General features: G+C 48.2%; 12 protein-coding genes. 9 read left to right on the top strand and 3 right to left on the bottom strand.

The annotated features are described in order from the left end of the window. Positions 1-12 precede the first annotated feature (12 nt). Positions 13-1,830, bottom strand: a complete 1,818-nt coding sequence (locus HU824_RS03390) for a glycoside hydrolase family 2 protein (RefSeq protein ID WP_176468122.1) — start codon at positions 1,828-1,830, stop codon at positions 13-15. A 426-nt stretch (positions 1,831-2,256) separates the two neighbouring features. Here HU824_RS03390 and HU824_RS03385 point away from each other — a divergent pair, with 426 nt between their 5' ends. Then, complete coding sequence (locus HU824_RS03385) at positions 2,257-3,366, top strand: glycoside hydrolase family 43 protein (RefSeq protein ID WP_176468087.1); 1,110 nt, start codon at positions 2,257-2,259, stop codon at positions 3,364-3,366. Between the two features lie 139 nt (positions 3,367-3,505). Next, on the top strand, positions 3,506-5,320 hold the full coding sequence (locus HU824_RS03380) for a beta-N-acetylglucosaminidase domain-containing protein (protein ID WP_255260453.1): 1,815 nt from the start codon (positions 3,506-3,508) through the stop codon (positions 5,318-5,320). Positions 5,321-5,620: 300 nt separating this feature from the next. On the opposite strand, the gene HU824_RS03375 is transcribed toward HU824_RS03380, so the two are convergent. Beyond that, the gene (locus tag HU824_RS03375; protein ID WP_176468086.1) at positions 5,621-6,496 is read right to left on the bottom strand and encodes an Rpn family recombination-promoting nuclease/putative transposase; all 876 of its coding nucleotides are present in this window, start codon (positions 6,494-6,496) and stop codon (positions 5,621-5,623) included. A gap of 800 nt (positions 6,497-7,296) precedes the next feature. On the opposite strand from HU824_RS03375, the gene HU824_RS03370 reads away from it, so the two are divergent. The 7 genes from HU824_RS03370 to HU824_RS03340 all read left to right on the top strand — a co-directional run bounded on the left by HU824_RS03370 (position 7,297) and on the right by HU824_RS03340 (position 19,102). After that, positions 7,297-10,521 carry a TonB-dependent receptor gene (locus HU824_RS03370; protein ID WP_176468085.1) on the top strand — a complete coding sequence of 1,075 codons (3,225 nt, stop codon included), beginning with the start codon at positions 7,297-7,299 and terminating at the stop codon, positions 10,519-10,521. Between the two features lie 19 nt (positions 10,522-10,540). Further along, a complete protein-coding gene (locus HU824_RS03365) occupies positions 10,541-12,046 on the top strand; it encodes a RagB/SusD family nutrient uptake outer membrane protein (RefSeq protein ID WP_176468084.1) in 1,506 nt (501 codons plus the stop codon). Between the two features lie 347 nt (positions 12,047-12,393). Continuing rightward, positions 12,394-14,259: a beta-L-arabinofuranosidase domain-containing protein gene (locus tag HU824_RS03360; protein WP_176468083.1), complete on the top strand. Its 1,866-nt coding sequence runs from the start codon at positions 12,394-12,396 to the stop codon at positions 14,257-14,259. Between the two features lie 38 nt (positions 14,260-14,297). Continuing rightward, positions 14,298-15,422, top strand: a complete 1,125-nt coding sequence (locus HU824_RS03355) for a glycerophosphodiester phosphodiesterase family protein (RefSeq protein WP_255260452.1) — start codon at positions 14,298-14,300, stop codon at positions 15,420-15,422. Between the two features lie 25 nt (positions 15,423-15,447). Further along, positions 15,448-16,812 (top strand): trehalase family glycosidase, encoded by a 1,365-nt coding sequence (locus HU824_RS03350; protein ID WP_176468082.1) that lies wholly within the window; start codon positions 15,448-15,450, stop codon positions 16,810-16,812. A gap of 18 nt (positions 16,813-16,830) precedes the next feature. Then, on the top strand, positions 16,831-17,520 hold the full coding sequence (locus HU824_RS03345; protein ID WP_176468081.1) for an SGNH/GDSL hydrolase family protein: 690 nt from the start codon (positions 16,831-16,833) through the stop codon (positions 17,518-17,520). A 31-nt stretch (positions 17,521-17,551) separates the two neighbouring features. Then, positions 17,552-19,102 carry a right-handed parallel beta-helix repeat-containing protein gene (locus HU824_RS03340; RefSeq protein ID WP_176468080.1) on the top strand — a complete coding sequence of 517 codons (1,551 nt, stop codon included), beginning with the start codon at positions 17,552-17,554 and terminating at the stop codon, positions 19,100-19,102. 153 nt (positions 19,103-19,255) lie between these two features. Here the strand turns inward: HU824_RS03340 and HU824_RS03335 are convergent, their stop codons facing one another. Then, entirely contained in the window at positions 19,256-19,771 is a 516-nt protein-coding gene (locus HU824_RS03335; protein ID WP_176468079.1) for an outer membrane protein, read from the bottom strand. Between the last annotated feature and the right edge of the window lie 277 nt (positions 19,772-20,048).

The following is a 20,048-nucleotide window of genomic DNA, read 5'->3' as shown; positions in this document are numbered from 1 at the left end:
CGAAAGTAGAGCTTATTTGAGAGAATTGCAAATTTCCAGGTTGATTTCCCTGATACGCTTTTCGTCTACTTTAATTACTTTACGGTCATACGTCATCAGGCCGTTCACTTCGATTTCTACGTCCGAGGTCTGTGTATATACAGCACCTGTGAAACCTTTCAGAGCGAGTTTCTTCAGTTCTTGCGCATATTTCACATATTCGTCGGTTACTTCTTTTACGGTGTTGAGCCGGATATATCCCCAGTTGCGGTCGGCCTCCCATACGTGCCCTTCCACTACATAGCCTATACCGCCGTATTCTCCTATCACGTTGGCCCGTCGGGCATCATATAGAAACGGTTCGGGACCCGGATAGCTGTGTATATCCAGCATGTCGCCGCATGTATAGTGGTTGCCACCGCTGGCAGCGTTCACCAGTCGGGTGCCGTCATATTGTTTGGTCAGGTTGGCTGTTTCTTCTGTTTTGAACTGTCCCCATCCCTCATTGAAGGGTACCCATACGCCGATGCAGGGTGAGGAGTAGAGGTAATCCATAATCTCTTTCCATTCCTTGAAGTAAATGGCTTCCGATTGTGGGGTGCGGGTCAGGTCGGCACCGGTGAAGTAGTCACGTTGGTTCCATTCGTGCATTTTGTCACCATTGGGCATGTCTTGCCATACAATGATGCCTATCCGGTCACAGTGTGCGTACCAGCGTGCGGGTTCCACTTTCACATGCTTGCGAATCATGTTGAAGCCGAAGTCTTTCGTTTTCTGTATGTCGTAAATCAGAGCCTCGTCCGTGGGGGCGGTATAGAGGCCGTCGGGCCACCATCCTTGGTCCAGCGGGCCGAACTGGAACAGGTCGTGATTGTTCAGTTGCATTCTCACCACACCGTTTTCGTCACGCTTGGACGAGAACTTTCTCATGGCTGCATAGCTGTCCACCGCATCCGTTTCTGTGCCGTTTTGTTTCAGGCGTACTTTGAGTGTATATAAAAAAGGTGTGTCGGGCGACCACAGCTTTACTTCTCCGGGTATGGTGATGTCTATCGCCTCTCCACGGACGGCGGCTCCCGAGGCTACAAGTTTGCCGTTGTCATATACTTCCGCTTCCAGGCGGCATCCTTTTTTCCATTCGCTCTCGCCGGTCTGGGCTTCGATACGCAGTCGGTTGAGGTCGATGTCGGGAGTGATTTTCATGGAGGCTATATGATTTTCATTCACCGGTTCGAGCCACACTGTCTGCCAGATGCCTGAGACAGCCGTATACCAGATGCCTTGCGGTCGGTTGGCTTGCTTTCCTACAGGTTGCGGGCCATTGTTGGTGGGGTCCCATACGCGTACGGTCAGTTTGTTGCTTTCTTTTTGCAGTGCATCGGTGATGTCGAAGCAGAAAGGAGCATAACCGCCTTCATGCTTGCCTACGTTGATATTGTTCACCCACACATGGGCTCTCCAGTCTACGGCACCGAAGTGCAGCAGTACTCTTTTCCCTTTCCATCCGGCAGGTACTTCAAATTGCCGTGTATACCACAATTCCTGACTGTCTTCCAAGTGCACGCCTACTCCTGATAGCGATGATTCTATGGCGAATGGCACTAGTATCTCGCCGTCGTAGGTTTTCGGTTCCGCTTCTCCGCACGGGCGTATGGCATAGTTCCACAGTCCGTTCAGGTTTTTCCATTCTTTTCGTTCCATCATCGGGCGTGGATATTCCGGCAGAACGTTGGCAGGGTCCAGTTTCTCTCCCCATTCCGTCTTTATTCTGTCGCCTGCCGGTTTCCATTGGGCAAGGGAAGTGGTTTGCAGGCCCAATACCAAAGCACATGCTAACGCCAATTTTTTCATTCTCATAACAATCTGTTGTTTATAAATTATAGTTGTTTCCGTCTGTTGTGCGGAATTTGGGCAAAGGTGCTCCAATTAGTCTTTATGAAAGGATAAAAACCGACCAAAAAAGACGAATTTTGTTTCAGTTGCTTTTTCTTAAGAATAAAATCCATTACTTTGCGACGGCTTTGGAAGATTTAGAGTCGAGTAGAAATAGTCTCAGGATATTTCTGTTTGAGTATATATATCTTAAGAAACAGTTTTGATTTTCTTTCTTCAGGTTTCCTCAGCATCTTCTGAACTTGTTTTCGGTCTTTTTATCTTTTTTTCTTCGTCACATAGCCTGCCATGCTTCTTGGTAAAACAGATAAGAATCCTCGGTAACAACTCTTGGAAGAAAACTGAAATAAAATCAAGGCAGTTTCTAAATTAAATGATTTCCGTATGATGAGAATCAAGTATGCTTTTTTTTGTTTGCTTGTTGGGTGGTTCAGTTCCTGCCATTCGGGAAAGCGTTCTGAGAACGCGGACGGAGTAGATTCCTTGCAGTTCTATGTCAATCCAGTTTCTGTGGGTTTCCTGGGGCGTCATGTCTTGTTTCATCAGGGCATGTATTATTGCATTCAGGGATGGATGTCGAGTATATACTTGCGTATGGCGGAAGATGTCACTTTGCTTAAGGAGAAAGAATTCAGGAATGTGTGGAGTTCTGCCGATCCTTCTGTCGGAAACATAGATGATGCCGAATTGCATTACATTGATTCCAAATGGTATGTTTATTTCACCGGGAATGACAATAATCTGGATAATCGTTGCATCTATGTGTTGGAGAATGATTCGCCCGATCCGTTGAAGGGTACGTTCAGATTGAAAGGGCGCATTGACACCGATAAGGAGAATCATGTGGCCATGTTCTCTACGGTATTCCAGCAGGACGACCGTTTGTATCTGGTGTGGTGCGGCTGGCCTTCCCGCAGGATTTATGAAGAAACCCAATGTATCTATATTGCCGAAATGGAGAATCCTTGGACTTTGTCTTCGGAGCGTGTGCTGATATCGAAGCCCGAATACGAGTGGGAGTGCCAGTGGGTAGGCATTGACGGCAACCGCACGGCTTATCCGATTTATGTGAATGAGTGTCCTCAAGTGTTTAGGTCGCTTCGTCAGGACAAGATTCTGCTCTATTATGCAGCCAGTGGCCGTTGGACGCCTTATTACTGTGAGGGCATGCTGATGGCTGATGCTTCTGCCGATTTGCTCGATTCCACTTCATGGAAGAAATCTCCGGTTCCGGTATTCAGTCAGAATACCGCCGATAAACTTTATGCTCCCAGCATCGTCTGTTTCATACCTTCGCCGGACGAGACGGAGTATTACTATCTGTATAATGTGCGTAAGAATCTGGAAGACATGTTCATCTCTCTGGACAAGTATGAAGTCTGTATGCAGAAGGTGGAGTGGGACAAAGACGGTATTCCGATACTGGGATGTCCGCAGAAGCAGGATACGCTGTTGCGCAAACCGTCGGGGACGCCACGTGCGAATGATGATTGAAATCGGCACGAGATTACCACATGGATGCGGAAATTCTCCTTTTTCGGTCGGAAATTCTTCTTTTTTCCATGGGAAATACCCTTATTTTGCATCCGGCAGTTGCGTAGGCTTCTGCTGTGAGTATGAATCTTAAAAAAATATGGTATCGATGAAAAACATGGTATTGCTTTTGTGCATTTTGTTTCTCTGTTCATGGGCAGAAACCGATGCGCAGGATTTTCACCTCCAGCCCACTCCGCAGAAATATGTGGGAAGTGAGGATTCTATTTCTATCCCCGCAAAATATAGTTTGCAGGTAGGAGCCGCTTTGCGGGGAAGTGCAGCGGAGCAGTTGCTGGCCGGTCTTTTTCCGGATGCCGCGGTGACTGCCGATTTTTCCGTTTGTATCGGTATGAAGGGGGATAAGTCCGTGAGGAAGTATGCTGCACGTATCCCTAAACAGGCAGAGGGTTATTATCTGAAGATAGACAAGGAAGGTATTGTCATTGCCGGTGCCGACCGTAGAGGAACCTTTTACGGTGTGCAGACACTGGCCCAACTGATTGCATTGCCCAAACTGCCGCTGGCGGAGGTGACGGACTATCCCGACGTACCCTACCGTGGTGTGGTGGAAGGTTTCTATGGCATTCCCTGGAGCAGGGAAGCACGCTTGTCGCAGCTTGATTTTTATGGCCGCAACAAGATGAATATCTATATTTACGGTCCTAAGGACGACCCTTACCACAGTTCGCCCAGCTGGCGCAAACCCTATCCTGCTCAGGAAGCCGAACAGCTGAAAGAACTGGTGGAACGTGCGCGGCAGAATGAAGTGCTTTTCTATTGGGCCATCCATCCGGGAAAGGACATCCGCTGGAATACGGAAGATCGCGATTTGCTGATGGAAAAGTTCGAAAGCATGTATCGTTTGGGGATAAGGGCCTTTGCCGTCTTCTTTGATGACATTTCCGGTGAAGGGACTTCGGCGGAGAAGCAGGTGGAACTGTTGAATGATATTTATCATAACTTCGTCAAAGTGAAAGGGGATGTTGCTCCGTTGCTGATGTGTCCTACGGAGTACAACCGTTTGTGGACTAAACTCGAGGGCGGTTATCTCGCGACGCTGGGCGGCAAGCTTCATCCGGACATAGGCATCTTGTGGACGGGCGATAAAGTGGTGGCTTGTATTGATAAGCCTACGATGCAGTTTGTCAATCCGCTGTTGAAGCGTAAAGCATTCATATGGTGGAATTTTCCCGTATCCGACTATGTGCGCGACCGCCTTTTGATGGGGGCCGTCTATGGTAATGGAACAGATATCAATGACGACATAAGTGCTTTTATATCCAATCCTATGGAACATGCCGAGGCCTCAAAAATCGCCCTTTTCAGTATAGCCGATTATGCTTGGAACATGGATGCTTATAAGAGTGATGCATCGTGGAGAAGAGCTGTTCGGTGCCTGATGCCCGGCCATGCCGCAGCTCTTCAGGTCTTTGCCTCGCATAATGCCGACCTTGGCGGAAACGAACATGATTTCCGTCGTGAAGAGTCAGAACAGATTCGTCCTGCTTTGGAACGGTTGCTGGATGCTTATTGCCGCGAAGGAAAGCGGGAGGTCGCCGCTGCATCGGCTGTAACCGAGGAGTGCGAACGTATGATTGCTTCTGCCAATCTGCTGCTGGCTTCCGATGAAAATCCGGCATTAATCAAGGAAATAAGCCCTTGGCTGATGCAGTTCAAGTTGCTGGGTGAGTATGGAAGAGAAGTACTGTGTATGTTGGCGGCACAGTGTGACGGCAAAAAGACGGAACTGGAGAAAGCCGCATCCCATGCTGGGGCCCTTCAGGTATTGATGAAGAGAATAGACGCCACCTTACAACCAGAACGGATTTCAGCCGGGTGTAAAGACCGGAAACTGCCATCTGAAACCTGCTTTCGACCGGTTGTATCAGGAGGTGGTTCAACGTATCGGTAAATAGGGGGTGTCTTTTAATCCCGTTTTCGGATTGCTTTTTTAGAAACTGTTTTGGTTTTATTTCAGCTTTCTTCTGAGAGTTGTTTTTATGGAAGATAAGCTTCACTTCAGCAATTCAAGCAAGCTTGATTGCATTCAGTTCGAATTGTCTTTGAGGATTTTTATCTGTTTTACCGAGGAGCATAGTGGGCTATGTGACGAAGAAAAAGAGATAAAAAGACCGAAAACAACTCTCAGAAGATGCTGAGGAAACCAAATCCTAATTCCCGAAGGATAATGATGAACGCCTGCTTGGGCGAGTTATAATGCCCCTATATCTTCTACCGAAAGTCCGCTGCACCGTGCTATGATTTCCACGGAGATGCCTTCCGCTTTCATCTTCAGTGCCATTTCTCTCTTTTCTTCTTCCCTTCCTTCTGCTCTTCCTTCCGCACGTCCTTCCGCACGTCCTTCCGCCCTTTCGGTATGGATGTTGTCCCGTAGGATGACCACATTGTCCAGATGGCGGTAGTAAGCTTTCAGTTCATCGGAAGAGAGCTTGTCCAGTTGCAGCTTTTCCCTGGCTTCGGATAGTCCGGGCGCGGTGGCGTCTTCCGGTATCTCGCCGGTGTTCAGGAAGTATATCCATTGCTCCAAGGGCACCTTAGACCACCGGTTGAAGTCATTCACCTTCAGTATGTAGTATTCCGGATAGAGTTGGCTCACCTCGTCTGCCTTGAAGGTCTGCCTCTGGAAGGGTGACAGCTGCAGCAGCTCGTTGTTGTGCAGTCCGCGGAATTCGGTCTTTCCGTGGTAGACGAAGTCCGTGCCGCTGCCAAGGGCGAAGTAGACGATGTTGATGCTGTATATCTTCCTGATTTTCTCGTATCCCTCTCCGCGGTTGATGTACTCGGTCACCAGTTTGGATGTGCCGAAGAGCATCCGCTGAAAGTAGGCATACTCGTTGTTGTTCTGTATCTCGAAGAGCAGCAGTTCTCCCTGCTCGTCCTCGGCCAAGAGGTCCACGCGGTTGTATTTGTCGTACTCGCTTTCCTGGTTGCTTTCGCTCTCCAGCAGTCGCTTGATGATGATTTTCTTTTTCATCAGGGTGGTCATAAGCCCTTCGAGCACCGCGAAGTTCGCTTTGTTTCGCAGCAGTCGTTTCATGGCCCAGTCAAAACGGATGTAGTTGGACATGTTTTCTCCTCCTCTTTTTTTGTTGTTACTGTCAGTCGGTTACAAAGTAACGGATTAAAATCTTAATAACCAAAGGATATGGGCGAATGTTTACGGCGACGCCCGGACTGCGTCTGCTCTGTATCCGCTTCGTCTCGCCTCGACGGTTCACTCCTTTGGCATGGGTATAAAAGCGTTTTTTTTATTCTTCACTTCCTTCACCTTTTCCTTCAATCCCTCTATTCATAGGCTTTTCCGGTGAAACCGGTTTAATTCTGTGTTCGCTACTCGCGTTTATGTTTCGGGAGTTGTCAATTGCCGGCGACGAACTTCACTGTAACCGATTTGCAGCATCATTGCAAATTGGTTGCAGCGCCACTGCAAAACTGTTGCAGCGTTACTGCAAGTATGGTTGCAGCGTCACTGCAAAACTATTGCAGCGTTACTGCAAGTATGGTTGCAGTGTTACTGCAAAACTATTGCAGAATTTTGCAGTAATTATCTGTTGATTTATACATAGTTATATTATAGTGAAACAGATTTGAACTGCAGATGTTTTTGGAGTTGTCGGGAATTGGAAGTGCGAAGAAAAGAGGTTTCATCGGGAAAGCGGCATAGGGTAAAACCGGTTTCACTGGAAAAGCCTGTGGATAGGCAGGTTGAGGGAAAAGGTGAAGGTGGTGAAGGATGAAAACAAACTGTTCAAAACGCATGAATGAGCGGATATTTGCCTTTTTTGAAGAGCAATTATCCTTTTTTAATCTTTTTTGCAGGTAAGTTTGCAGCAAATTTTTTATTTAATTCTTAAATGCATTCGTATTATGAAAAAGCATGAAACGCTTTTGGTAAGCACAATCCTGAACGGAACATACCGTGGCCGTCGTTTTCTCCAGATGGTGGGAATGGTAGGTTTGTTCTCATTCGGTTCGGTTCAGGGCCTACACGCAGAAGCAGTAAATCCTTCAGCAGACGGGACGGAAGTGGTACAACAAAAGAAGAATGTGACCGGAGTGGTGAAAGACAAGACCGGTGAACCGGTCATTGGTGCCAACGTGATAGTGAAAGGCACTACGTCGGGTGTGATAACGGATATAGACGGACGCTTTACGATTTCTGCCGGAGCAGGGCAGGTGATAGAAGTGTCGTTTATCGGTTTCAAGACCTACGCTTTTCCGGTAGACTCGAAGTCGGAATATACCGTCGTTCTTCAGGACGATGCCGAGTTGCTGGAAGAAGTGGTGGTTGTGGGATATGGTTCACAATTGAAGCGCTCGGTGACGGGTGCCATTTCTTCCGTAAAGTCCGAGGAGCTTGAAGCGCCCAATGCGGTGAGTGCCGACAATCTGCTGCAAGGCAAGGTGGCCGGTCTTACCATTACGCAGAACTCTGCACAGCCCGGTGCGGGAATGAGTGTGAACATTCGTGGAAACCTCTCGCCCAACGGCTCCAACTCTCCGCTTTACGTCATTGACGGTGTGGTGATAAGCAGTACCGGAAACAAGGCTTCCAACGGAGGTCCCAACCAGTTGAGCTTGCGCGACGGTGCCGACCGAAGTCCGCTCGCTACGCTGAATCCCAATGACATCCTTTCCATCGATGTGATGAAGGATGCCAGTGCTGCCGCCATTTACGGTTCGTCTGCTGCCAACGGTGTGATTCTGATTACCACCAAAAAAGGACAGGCCGGAAAGCCCCGTATCTCTTACAATGGCTCTTTTTCAGTGCAGGGGCTGAGTAAATATTATGACGTACTCAATGCTCAGGAATACATGACCAACGTCAACCTTTCCAGAATGGAGCAGTTCCTCTATCGCGGCAACTACTTCCCTTACGGTACGGAACCGGCTCCAGCTTCGGGGTGGGCAGAGGCATTTACGGCCGAGGAAATACGCAATGCGCAGACTTACGATCATGTGGACGAGATTACGCGTACCGGACTTATTCATAATCACAATGTGGCTATTAATGCCGGTTCGGAGAAGTTCAGGCTTTATGCTTCGTTCAACTACTACGACCAGAATTCCATTCTGAAGGTCAGTGACATGAAACGTTTCAGCGGCCGTCTCAACTTTGAGGCCAACTTCAATAAAAACGTCAAGCTGAGCGTGGCAAGCATGTACTCCCATTTGTCGGCAAACAATCCGTCGGCGGGAGATGCGGGTACCCATTCGAATGCCAATGAGGCGGTGCAGACCAACGCTGCCATTTATTTCCCGTCAAACATGCCGCTATACGATGAAAACGGAAATACGACCACTTCCATCTCTCCGCTGACGCCTAATCCGGCCGTTTGGTTCCACATCAAGAACCAGACTGTGACAAAGCGCCTGATGTTCTCGCCCAATCTGGAAGTGAAATTCCTGCCGTGGCTCAAGGTAAACGTGCAGTTGAGCGTGGACAAGACAGACGAGAACCGCGAGATTTTCGGTTCATCTAAGGCTAAGTTGCCGGCACAGATAGAAAAGAACTACGGTGGTTTCTCCGATTCGTTCAACGACAACTACGGAATAGAAGAATACCTGACTTTCGACAAGGACATCGCCAAGAATCATCACCTGAATGCAGTGGTGGGTACGGGATACTACATCACCACTTCCAAGGCGCACAACGTGATGGGCTATAACTTTCCTACTGATGTATACGAGAATAACAACATCGGCTCTACGGCCGACCTTGAAAGAAGCAATCTGGGTTCGTGGAAGACCTGGCGCAACAAGCTCTCTTTCTTCGGCCGTTTGAACTATACGTTTAAGAGCCGTTACATTTTGGGAGTTACGCTCCGTAACGACGGCTCTTCCGTATTTGCCGATAATCACAAGTGGGGATGGTTTCCCGGCGCTTCAGCTGCATGGATTATCTCTGAGGAGAAATTCATGAAAGACTTTGATGCCTTGAGCTTCCTGAAGTTGAGAGCCGGTTACGGTACATCCGGTAACGAAAGCATCCTGACCGGCGGTACTTATTCGCTGACTACGTATGGCAATGCCATTAACGGTGACTATTACTACTTCGGTGGAGTTTATCATAAGGGTATCATCCAAAAACAGCAAGGTAATCCGGATTTGAAGTGGGAAACGGACATTACCATAAATGCCGGACTCGACTTCGGTTTCTTCGATGATCGCTTGACCGGTAGTGTAGACTACTACGTGCGCACAGCTAAGGATTTGCTCAATTTCACTCCGCTTCCCGTGACTGGTATGGTGACGAATATTGCCAAGAATGTAGGTTCTACCCGAAGCCAAGGTATCGAGGTGTCATTGAAAGGTACCCTCATCGACAAGAAAGACTGGACGCTGACGGCGTATGCCAATGTGGCGCATAACCGTTCCAAGTGGGTAGAACGTAATCCGGAAGTGGCTATCAGCCCGTGGCTGAAGGAAAAAGATGATCTTAGCCCGATTTACGGCTGGAAAACCAATGGAATTTTCCACTCTTTGGAAGAGGTGCAAGCCTATACTTCGAATGGCAAGGTGCTCCAGCCAGATGCCAAACCGGGTAATCTGAGGTATGTGGACGTAAACGGAGACGGTGTGATGGATGATAATGACATCGTGAAATTGGGTACATGGGACCCGAAGGCCAATTTCGGTCTGGGTGCCAGTCTGCGCTTCAAGAACTGGATGCTGGATATTGACACGTATGGTGTATTGGGCAGAAAATCACATGATGCATGGCACTTCAGAGGCATCGGTGACGATAACACCAGTGTACGCGTAAAGGACAGATGGACTTCCTACAATCCTACCGGCTGGTATCCCGGTATTGCACAAGATGTGACGGGCGGAAATAATAAGACCGGCATGCACGACTTTACACTGAAGAACGTACATTTCTGGCGCTTCAAAGATATCAAGTTGACCTATATGCTGCCTGAGAAATTCCTGAAGAGAAATAAGATTGCTTCGGATGCTTCTGTGTTCGTGGATTTGCAGAACACGCTGATGCTGACAAATTACGAGGGTCTGGATCCGGAAATGGGAACCAACTTTGCACCGTTCCCCATTCCGTTTACAGTCGTATTGGGTGTTAACATTAATTTCTAAACTAAAATACCAAGAAGAGATGAAAACAAAAAAGATAATCAGTTGGGCGGTTGCCTTGTGCATGGGTGTGATGCTCCACTCATGCGACTTGGACCAAAAAGTATTTTCGAGCCTGACAAATGCAAACTTTCCGCAAACGGTAGAAGATATTGATGCGTTGATGGTAGGGATGTATGCCAATTTCAAGGCCAATTCAGGCGGTATGTGGGATGATTCAAACGGTGGCTGGGCCATGCCTATCTATGCGGCAGGCGATGGCTGGTGGGCTTATTCGGAATTTACTTCGGACGAATGCCGCCATCAGAGCAACCGCTTATACGATTTCAACTGGGCAGGTGCCTGGGACACGTTCATGACTTATACCATCAGCCGTAACATTACGCGGTGCACCTTCATTCTCGACCAGCTGGAGAAGGTGGGTGGTCTGCCCGAAGCGGCAAAGGCTACCAAGATAGCCGAGGCGAAGACATTGCGTGCATGGCTGATGTTCTGTTTCTATGACTTGTACGGTCCGGTATCTTGTGTACTCGAACCGGAAGAATTGAGCAATATCGGTTATACGCCACGTCCTACGAAAGAGGCCTATTTCAACCGGATGGTGAGCGATTTGCAGGAATCGCTTCCATACCTCTATGACAAGACCAACAATACGGGCAATTGGGGACGTGTGAACAAGGGGCTTGCCACCATGCTGCTGATGAAGGCATATATGAATGACCATCAGTATGACAAGGCTTTGCCTTATGCCGAGAGTATGAAGACAATGGGCTACAAACTGTCTGACGATTATAAGGATATCTTTATCAATGAAATGAACGATGAGACGGTGTGGGCTGTTCCGAGTGGCGAGCTTGCCGGCAATGAATATTTCTTCTATGCTTTCCCGCCCAACTGTATCACCTTTGGAAAGGACTTTGAGTATAAATCCGGTGCAAACCGTTGGGGAGGTTATCTGATGCCGTGGGAGTTCTACGATACGTATGACAAGGCAGATGCACGCTTAGAGGTGATATTTGACTCTTACAAGAGCGCAGATGGCACGCTTTATACCCGTCCTGGGGGAGGTGGCGCAAGTGATGACCGTATCCAGCAGGGGGCTGTTCCGGTGAAATATCTGTGTAATGACTCCGAGAAGTATTCCAATGGCAATACACATATCGTGGCTTTCCGTTATGCGGACGTACTCCTCTCTCTGGCCGAAATAGAGAACGAGCTGAACGGACCTACGAACAAGGCACTGGGCTATCTGAAACAGATTACCGACCGTGTGGGCGTCACGCATACCATTCCGGCAGATATACAATCCAGCAAGGAGAAGTTTAAAGAATTCCTGCTGATGGAAAGAGGGCGCGAGCTCTTTATGGAAGGCTGGCGTCGTCAGGACCTGATACGCTTTGGTAAATACATCGAGTTTGCCAAGAATCGCGGATGCACCGCAGCTAAAGACTACATGGTATTGTTCCCCATTCCGCCGAAGGTGATTACCGAGTCGGGCGGTGTGATTGAACAAAACCCCGGATATTGATAAAGCAGGATGATGATTGGATGCAAACTCTAAGAATCTCCTTCCGTATTCTGTTCTCCGGAAAAGATTGCGGGGGGAGATTTGTCTTTTTTATATGCACTTTGTCTTCTCGGGGGAATAAGGTATAAAAAAATCACAAGATGGATTGTTTTCAGGCAAGATCATATAATGAGGTTACCTCAGTCGTATACTTAGGGTATCTCACTATACGACTGAGATGGGATAATATGTAAATGGTTGATGATTAGTTGTTTACATAATGTAGAATTGCATGTGTATAAATTCGGACAAAAATACTGTTTGCACTTGCATGTTTTTTATGGATATTATCAAAATATGGATATACGATGAATTATAGAGTATTGTTGTTAGGACTGTGTGCTTGGAGTTCTTTGTCGGTTTTGGGGCAGGAGAGCAGGGTAGAGGACATTCGCATTGGCGGTTTTGTAGGCGGACGCATCCATACCTGCATTGAGCAGCGGGTGAAATCGCAGGATGTGGAGCATCTGGTAGAGCCTTTCCGTCATCGCGGGGAGACAAGCCTGTGGCAGTCCGAATTCTTTGGCAAGTGGCTGCTGGGGGCCATTTCGTCTTACGAGTATTGCAAGGACTCTGCGTTGCTGGAGCAGATAAAGACCGGCGTGCGGAGTTTCATGCAGACCCAGACTCCGGAAGGCTACATAGGTAACTACAGCCCCGAAGCCCGGCTGACCAACTGGGACATCTGGGGCAGGAAATATTCGGCACTTGCCTTGGTGGCATACTATCGCCTGACCGGCGACAAGGCGGCATTGCAGACCGCTATGCATTCGGTGGATTACCTGATGAAGCAGTTGCACGAACAACACATCGACATTGCCCGTACCGGCAATTACTTTGGTATGGCAAGTTGTTCCATTCTGGAACCGGTGGTCTATCTGTATGACATTACCCGCGAGAGACGCTACCTCGACTTTGCCAAGAGCATCGTGGCGGGCATCGAGCGGGAGGGCAGTTCGCAACTCATAGCCAAAGCGCTGAAAGATGTGCCGGTATCGCAACGTTCGGCTTATCCGGCATCGTGGTGGTCGTTCGAAAACGGGCAGAAGGCTTACGAGATGATGTCCTGCTACGAAGGTCTGATCGAACTGGGGCGTGTGCTGGACGACCCTCTTTACAAGGAAGCCGCCGAGCGTACGGCCGAGAGTATCCGGCGCGACGAGATAAACATTGCCGGTTCGGGCGCAGCCTTCGAGTGCTGGTATGGAGGCAAGGACAAGCAGACTCTGCCGACTTATCATACGATGGAGACTTGCGTGACGTTCACTTACATGCAGTTCTGCCGTCGTTTGTGGCGCGACACGGGCAACCCGCTCTACGTCGAGGAGTTTGAACGGACGATGTACAATGCCTTGTTCGCCTCAATGAAACACGACGGAGGACAGATTTCCAAGTACAGTCCGTTGGAAGGGCGCAGACAGCCGGGTGAGGAGCAATGCGGCATGCATATCAACTGCTGCAACGCCAATGGCCCCCGGGGATTCGCTCTGATTCCGAAGATGGCGGTGGCGACAAAAGAAGACGGTATATTCCTCAATCTCTATGTGCCGATGGAAGCTACGGTGAAGACGGGCAGGAAAAATGCAGTGGCCCTGAAAGTAGAGACCGATTATCCCGTAAATGGAAAGGTAAGTATCGGGGTGGAACCGCAGAGGGACGAACACTTTAAACTCTCCTTGCGCATTCCTTCGCAGGTAGACGGGGCGAAGGCCTTTGTCAACGGGCAAGAGCAGGAAGTGCTGCACCGGGGCGGTTATCTTTGCCTGGATCGTATGTGGAAGCGGGGTGATGAAGTGACATTGGAATTCGACCTTCAAACCAAAGTAGTGAAGAGCTATAACCACCAGGCAGTGGTGCGCGGTCCGCTGGTATTTGCCCGCGACAGCCGTTTCGACGACGGCGATGTGGATGAGTGTGCCGTCATCCGGAGCGATGAGCGAGGTGTGGTGCAGGCCGCAGTACACGAGAATATGTCCGGTTCATTTGCCTGGATTACGTTGGAAGTTCCCGCTGTGCTGGGCACCGACCTGGAAGACGCTGCCAATAAGACGGCCAGGCCCGTACGCTTCTGCGACTTCGCCTCTTCGGGCAACGACTGGGCTCCGAAAGGCCGCTACAAGGTATGGATTCCGCAAACCCTGCATATGATGACGGAACCTTACCGGAAATATTGATGGAAAAACTGATAGAAATTCCTTTAAAGAGATAAAATATGAACTATAACAAGAAAATGAATCTGTGCATCGGCCTTCTGCTGGTTCTTCTGACGGCTTGCCAGGGAGCGAAAAAGGAAGTAGAGACACAAATACCCTGCATATCGGTAAGTGAATATGCCATGTTGCATGAGGTGATAAAGATAAAGCTGGACAACGTTGATCCGGACATGGAATTGACGGTGGATTTCGGAGACGGAACTGTGGTAACGGGCAGGAACAACGGACTCCTGAAACACGCCTATGCCAAGGAGGGTGATTACACCATCAAGGCACAGACGGCAACCGGAACATTGACTGCCGGTATACACGTCTGCAACCTGCCGGCGCTCAGCGTTGCCATGCGGCAGTTCAAAGACCCCTCGTACAAGAAGGTGTGGGTCATGGCCCATCGGGCGCATACGCAGGACAAGACCATTCCCGAGAATTCTCTCAGTGCGATAGAGGCTGCCGTGGCCGCCGGAGTTGAAGTTCTGGAGTGCGATGTCAGGCAGACAAAGGATGGTGTTCTCGTGGTATGTCACGACGAGACCATCGACGCCACCACCACCGGACAAGGCCGGATTGCCGACATGACCTATGACGAAATCCTGCAGTACAACCTGAAAGACCGTGCCGGAAAACCCACCGATGAGAAGATGCCCACATTGGAAGAGTATCTGACCGCCGTACGCGGACGGGCGTATGTAGACATCGACAAATGTACCGGACAAGGTATCTTCGGGAAAGTGGCGGACGTGGTGTGCCGGACGGGTATGATGGAAGCCGTATTCTTCTACAGTGGCGTGGAAGAGGGTACCCGTGAGGTGCTCGGTGTGGTGGAGGATGCCAACATCTATCCTTGGGTAGGAGGGCACAAGTTGCTGGAGGGATTGCCGCGTACGTTTTTTGTACAGACATCGTATGCCACCGAAGGCAGAAGCTCCTCTTTGGGCGATTCGGTAGAGTTGGGCATGATTCCCTCCGTCTGCCTGCTGTGGGTGCTCGACCAGGCCATACCTGAATATGCACTGGACGATAGGCAACTTGACGAACTGTTTGACATATTCCCCACTGTGAGGATGATTCAGACGGACGTGCCTGCCGAGTTGATTGCAGCCTTGGAGAAGAAGGGATTAAGATGAAAAATCAATAGGTGTTTTGAAAAATATGAAGAAGATACTGTTTTTGTGCTTCGGGCTTGTGGTCAGCGTTTCATTGACGGCGCAATTACCCGAAAGGAATGCTGATAACTTGAAAAAATACAAAGCGATATGCCGGCGGCATATTTATAAGAATATGAAGGGTATGTACCGGCAACCGGTCGGTGCATTGAAGTATCCTTTTCTTGTGCCCGGCAGCGGGCAGTATGCCAACCAGTTGTGGGACTGGGATTCATGGCTGAGCGACATAGCCCTGCGGCAAATCATCGTGGAAAATGGTACCAGTGACGACCGTGAGGAACTGATTGCATACGAGAAAGGTTGTATTCTCAACTTCCTCAGCTATGGCGGAGGCGACGGATGGATTCCCATTTGCATCTTTGACAATACGGAAGAGCGCTGGCAGTTGTTGCAGAAAATCAATCCCTGGAAGACAAATATGCACAAACCCGTCCTGGCGCAGCACGCTGCTTTCGTAGTGGAGCAGACGGGCGGTGATGCCGAATGGCTGCGTGAGGGATTTTATAACTTGCAGACGTTTGTGGGCAAGTACCTCAACTACCATCGTCACAAGGCCACCGGATTGCTCTATTGGGAAAACGATGAAATGATTGGCGTGGATAATGATCCCAGTACCTTCTATCGTCCTCACGGAAGCTCGGGTTCCATCTTCCTCAATGCCTTGATGTATAGGGAATTGCTTGCCATGGCTTATCTAGCAAGACAGCTCCGCATGCCCGATCTGGAAAATCGGTTCATCCGCGAAGCGGAGGAACTGAAAGAAAATATCCGCAAGCATTGCTGGGACCCTCGCGACGGCTTCTACTACAGTGTAGACCTCAACCTGCTTCCGGTGGAAAAGCCCGCTGCGCCGGGCTTTCATTACCACACCGGACAACCCCGTACTTACGATTGCTTGATACAACGTTTCAGTGTGTGGAGCGGCTTCATGGCGTTGTGGGCAGGAATTGCCACTCCCGAGCAGGCGCGCGAAATCGTGGAACGGCAATATCGCGATTCCCGTTTGTTCAATGCAGCGGCAGGTGTGCGTTCCCTTTCTCCATTGGAGAAAATGTACGACGTGCGTGCCAGCGGCAATCCTTCTTCCTGGCAAGGACCGGTATGGATATGCGTCAACTACTTTGTTTTCCGGGGACTACTCCGCTACGGCTATACGGAAGATGCCCGGGAGTTGGCGGAGAAGACCGTGTTGCTGCTGGGACGCGATTATGAGCGTTTCGATGCGTTGCACGAATATTACATGCCTGACAATGGTGAACCCATCCTCAACAAGGGCTTCCAGAACTGGAATTTGCTGGTGCTGAACATGGCTGCCTGGCTGGACGATAAAGAGACGGTGAATGAATTTTAATTTTTATCAAGCAAGAGTATGAAACATTTGTTACTGGCCTGTATCATGGCCATAATCTGTCTTCCCGCTTCGGGAGGAAACAATAAGAAGTCTAGACCGGGCGGCGCTTCCCTCAAAGTGCTTTGCTTGGGAAATTCCATTACACGGCACGAATATAAGGCTGATATCGAATGGTTTTCAGAGTGGGGCATGGCAGCTTCGAAGGAAGAGAACGACTATTGCCACCAGTTGCAGAAACTGCTCCGCACAAAACATCCCGGCACGGTGGTTACCCCACTCAACATTGCTTACTGGGAACGCAATCTGACGTGCGATATTGATTCATTGATAGGTTCGGCAGTTCGCAGCAAAGACCTTATCGTGATTCGTCTGGGTGAGAATGTGCAAGATAAGCAAGCGTTTCGTTCGGGTATTCTCCGCCTGGTGGAATATTGCAAACAGAAAGTGGGCAGGGTGGTCATTACCGGTTGTTTTTGGGAAGATGCCGAGAAGGAGCGTGCCATCATTCATGCCGCCCGCACTCACGGCATTTCTTTTATTCCGATTGACTGGATAGACCGTCTGTATGATTCGCGTCCCAAGGTGGGCGATACCCTCTATGATGTGGAAGGAAAGCCTTATACCGTGACTAAGGAGTTTATTATTGCCCACCCCGACGACCGAGGCATGCGAAAGATAGCTGAGGCGATATTCGACACTTTGCGATGATGCTTTCTTTTAAATTTGAAGAAATGGAATCATGAAAGAAAAGAAATATGGTTTGATTATTCTTTGTGGTTTTCTTCTGTATACTTTCCTGCCGCTCTGGGCGGGAAAGCGAGTAGGGGAGGGAAGTGACATTGTTTCTGTCATTAAGCATGGCATTCAGAACGATGGGACTGTGATAGGCCCTGAGCTGAATGAACTTGTAACGAGAAGTTACGGGAAGACATTGTATTTTCCCGCTGGTACATATAATCTGTCGGAACCCGTTGTACTTCCCTACGACTATACGAAGAACGTGAACATCCTCTTTGATAAGAATGCGCTGATAAAGACCGATTTGCCGATGGAAGCATTGTTGAAAGTGGGTTATTCGGAGATGACAACGCCCGACGTTACTCACCGGCGCTTCTCTTATATCGAGGGTGGGATGTTCTACTGCTATAATGTGGAGAACGGAATCATGGTCAACGGATTGAAACAGCTGGTTTCCCTGAAAAGTATCAGTTTGTTTAAGGGGCGCAACACACATATCCGCATCAGCGTTACCGACGACTTCAGAGGAACGGGAAGCAGTGATACCAAAATAGACAATGTGACGATACAAGGCATTTCATCCAACGAAGAGGTATATGGTATCTATATAGACCAAGCTTGCTGTGACTGTAAGATTTCCAATACTTTCATATATAGCACGAAGTATGGACTCGTGACAAAGTCGGCGGGACATATTTTGAATAACCTGCATATTCTCTCCATGCACACCACTGGCGGTCTGGACTTGGGGGTGAAAGGTTTCCGCTCTACGGAAGGGATACGTGTGGAAGCAGATGGCTTTTTCATTTTCAACGAGGTGTATTATGATACGGTAGACCGTGGCATTGTGGTTGCGGCGGATAGGAACCCTACGTTAGTACTGGACAAGAACATCTTCTATTCCTATTTGCCGGATTTCGGGACTTCTTTCCTCTATCGGGACCATAAGGCGGCGGCTCCGTTTCAGGCGAAGATGTCGAACTGCATCATCGAAGTGGCAAAACAGGGTTATAAGATTTTTGATGTCAGCTCTGAGGCTATAAAGAATGATGTGGAGGGGAATTTTTCGTTTGTAAATTGTGCTATGAGGAATTCTCACTTGTTAAGTCCTTTCGATTTTTCCCTGATGCAACGTATAAGGGGAAAAAGATATGATGTACTGTCTGCACCGGAGCAGGCAACAAGTGGTTTGCAGGCAGTGGATAGCTTGCAGTGGTACGTTTTGGGAGCAGTATTTGTTTCTCCGTATCGTAATTTGTTAAAATTGGATTTGGCAAAAGATGGTATGGTAGAATTGGATTTGCTCTTTACTAGAGAGAAGCCCGAAATACATAGCAGGATGCTCAGAAGTCCGGATGGAACCTCCTTCCAGCTGGGGTATGTTGTTAAGGATGAGTATTGTATCTTACTGTTGAGAATGTCTCGAGGAAGAGTGTATCCTACTATTTGTGATGTGTTGGGAAATGGTTGTTTTTTTGCGACTCCTTCCAAAGACAGATATTATAAACCGGAAGATTATGGGGTAAATCAAAATCCCGTCATTCTGCATTGAATTTGTATAATAGAAGAGCAGGTAATATAGAGCGTGGGCGATGTGTTACTTAAGATACAGTGTCATTTTACCGTTAAGTAAAATGACACTGTAAATGTCTGATAAAGGTGTTTATTGTTTGAAGAACAATTAGATTATCAGCGTGCAGGCTTTTTAGAATTTGTATCCATATCCCAACATGATTGCCACATTGTCATCTTTGGCAAACATAAACCTGGCTTCTGCATTCAGATAACTGCGTTCGGAGATGGGTAATGTGATGCCTCCTCCCAAGTTGAAAGCGAATTTAGTAGAATTGCTCCGGTCTATTTCCATTTCCTTCCCGTCTATTTCAATACTCTTTTTGCCATAAAAGTTGTTCTGCATACCGATACCTGCAAGAGGATAGACCGAAAATCCTTGGCCGTCTTCTTTGAAGTTGAAGACATAATGGAAATTCACGCTTACATCCAGTCCGGTAACTTTGTCTTTAGGAAAGTAGAACGTCACATCCGGAGCAATCCGAAGATTATTCGCTATTGCATAGCGTCCTTGTACTCCCAGACCAAACCTTTCGTAGTTGGTTTGATAACCGACATTGCCCATCAAAGAGCTTTCACCTTTCACTGTCTGGGCCTTCATACCCATTGATGCCAATGCAATCATGGCCAGTAAAAATAATTTTTTCATAATTAAGGCATTTAGTTAATAAAATGTTTCTTTTAAAGAGAACAGTTCTCTTTTTATGTAAACAACAAATGCTGCTTGCATTTGTTTGCTGTATATTATTACATATATGAAAAATGTCGATATGAAGTATGACTTCTTTTTCATTTTTTTGTAACTATTCAGCGAATCGAATACAATCAGGTTGGTCAGCAACAATTTTAGAATAATCCTCTGATTATCATCAAAATAACAGTGATTCTATTTGTGAATGTCAGATAAAATCGCTATCTTTGTATCT

The organism is Bacteroides sp. L10-4, from assembly GCF_013373675.1.
Classification (GTDB): Bacteria; Bacteroidota; Bacteroidia; order Bacteroidales; family Bacteroidaceae; genus Bacteroides; species Bacteroides muris.
The sequence above is the reverse complement of the archived record's forward strand: the minus strand, read 5'-3'. Positions and strand labels throughout refer to the sequence as shown.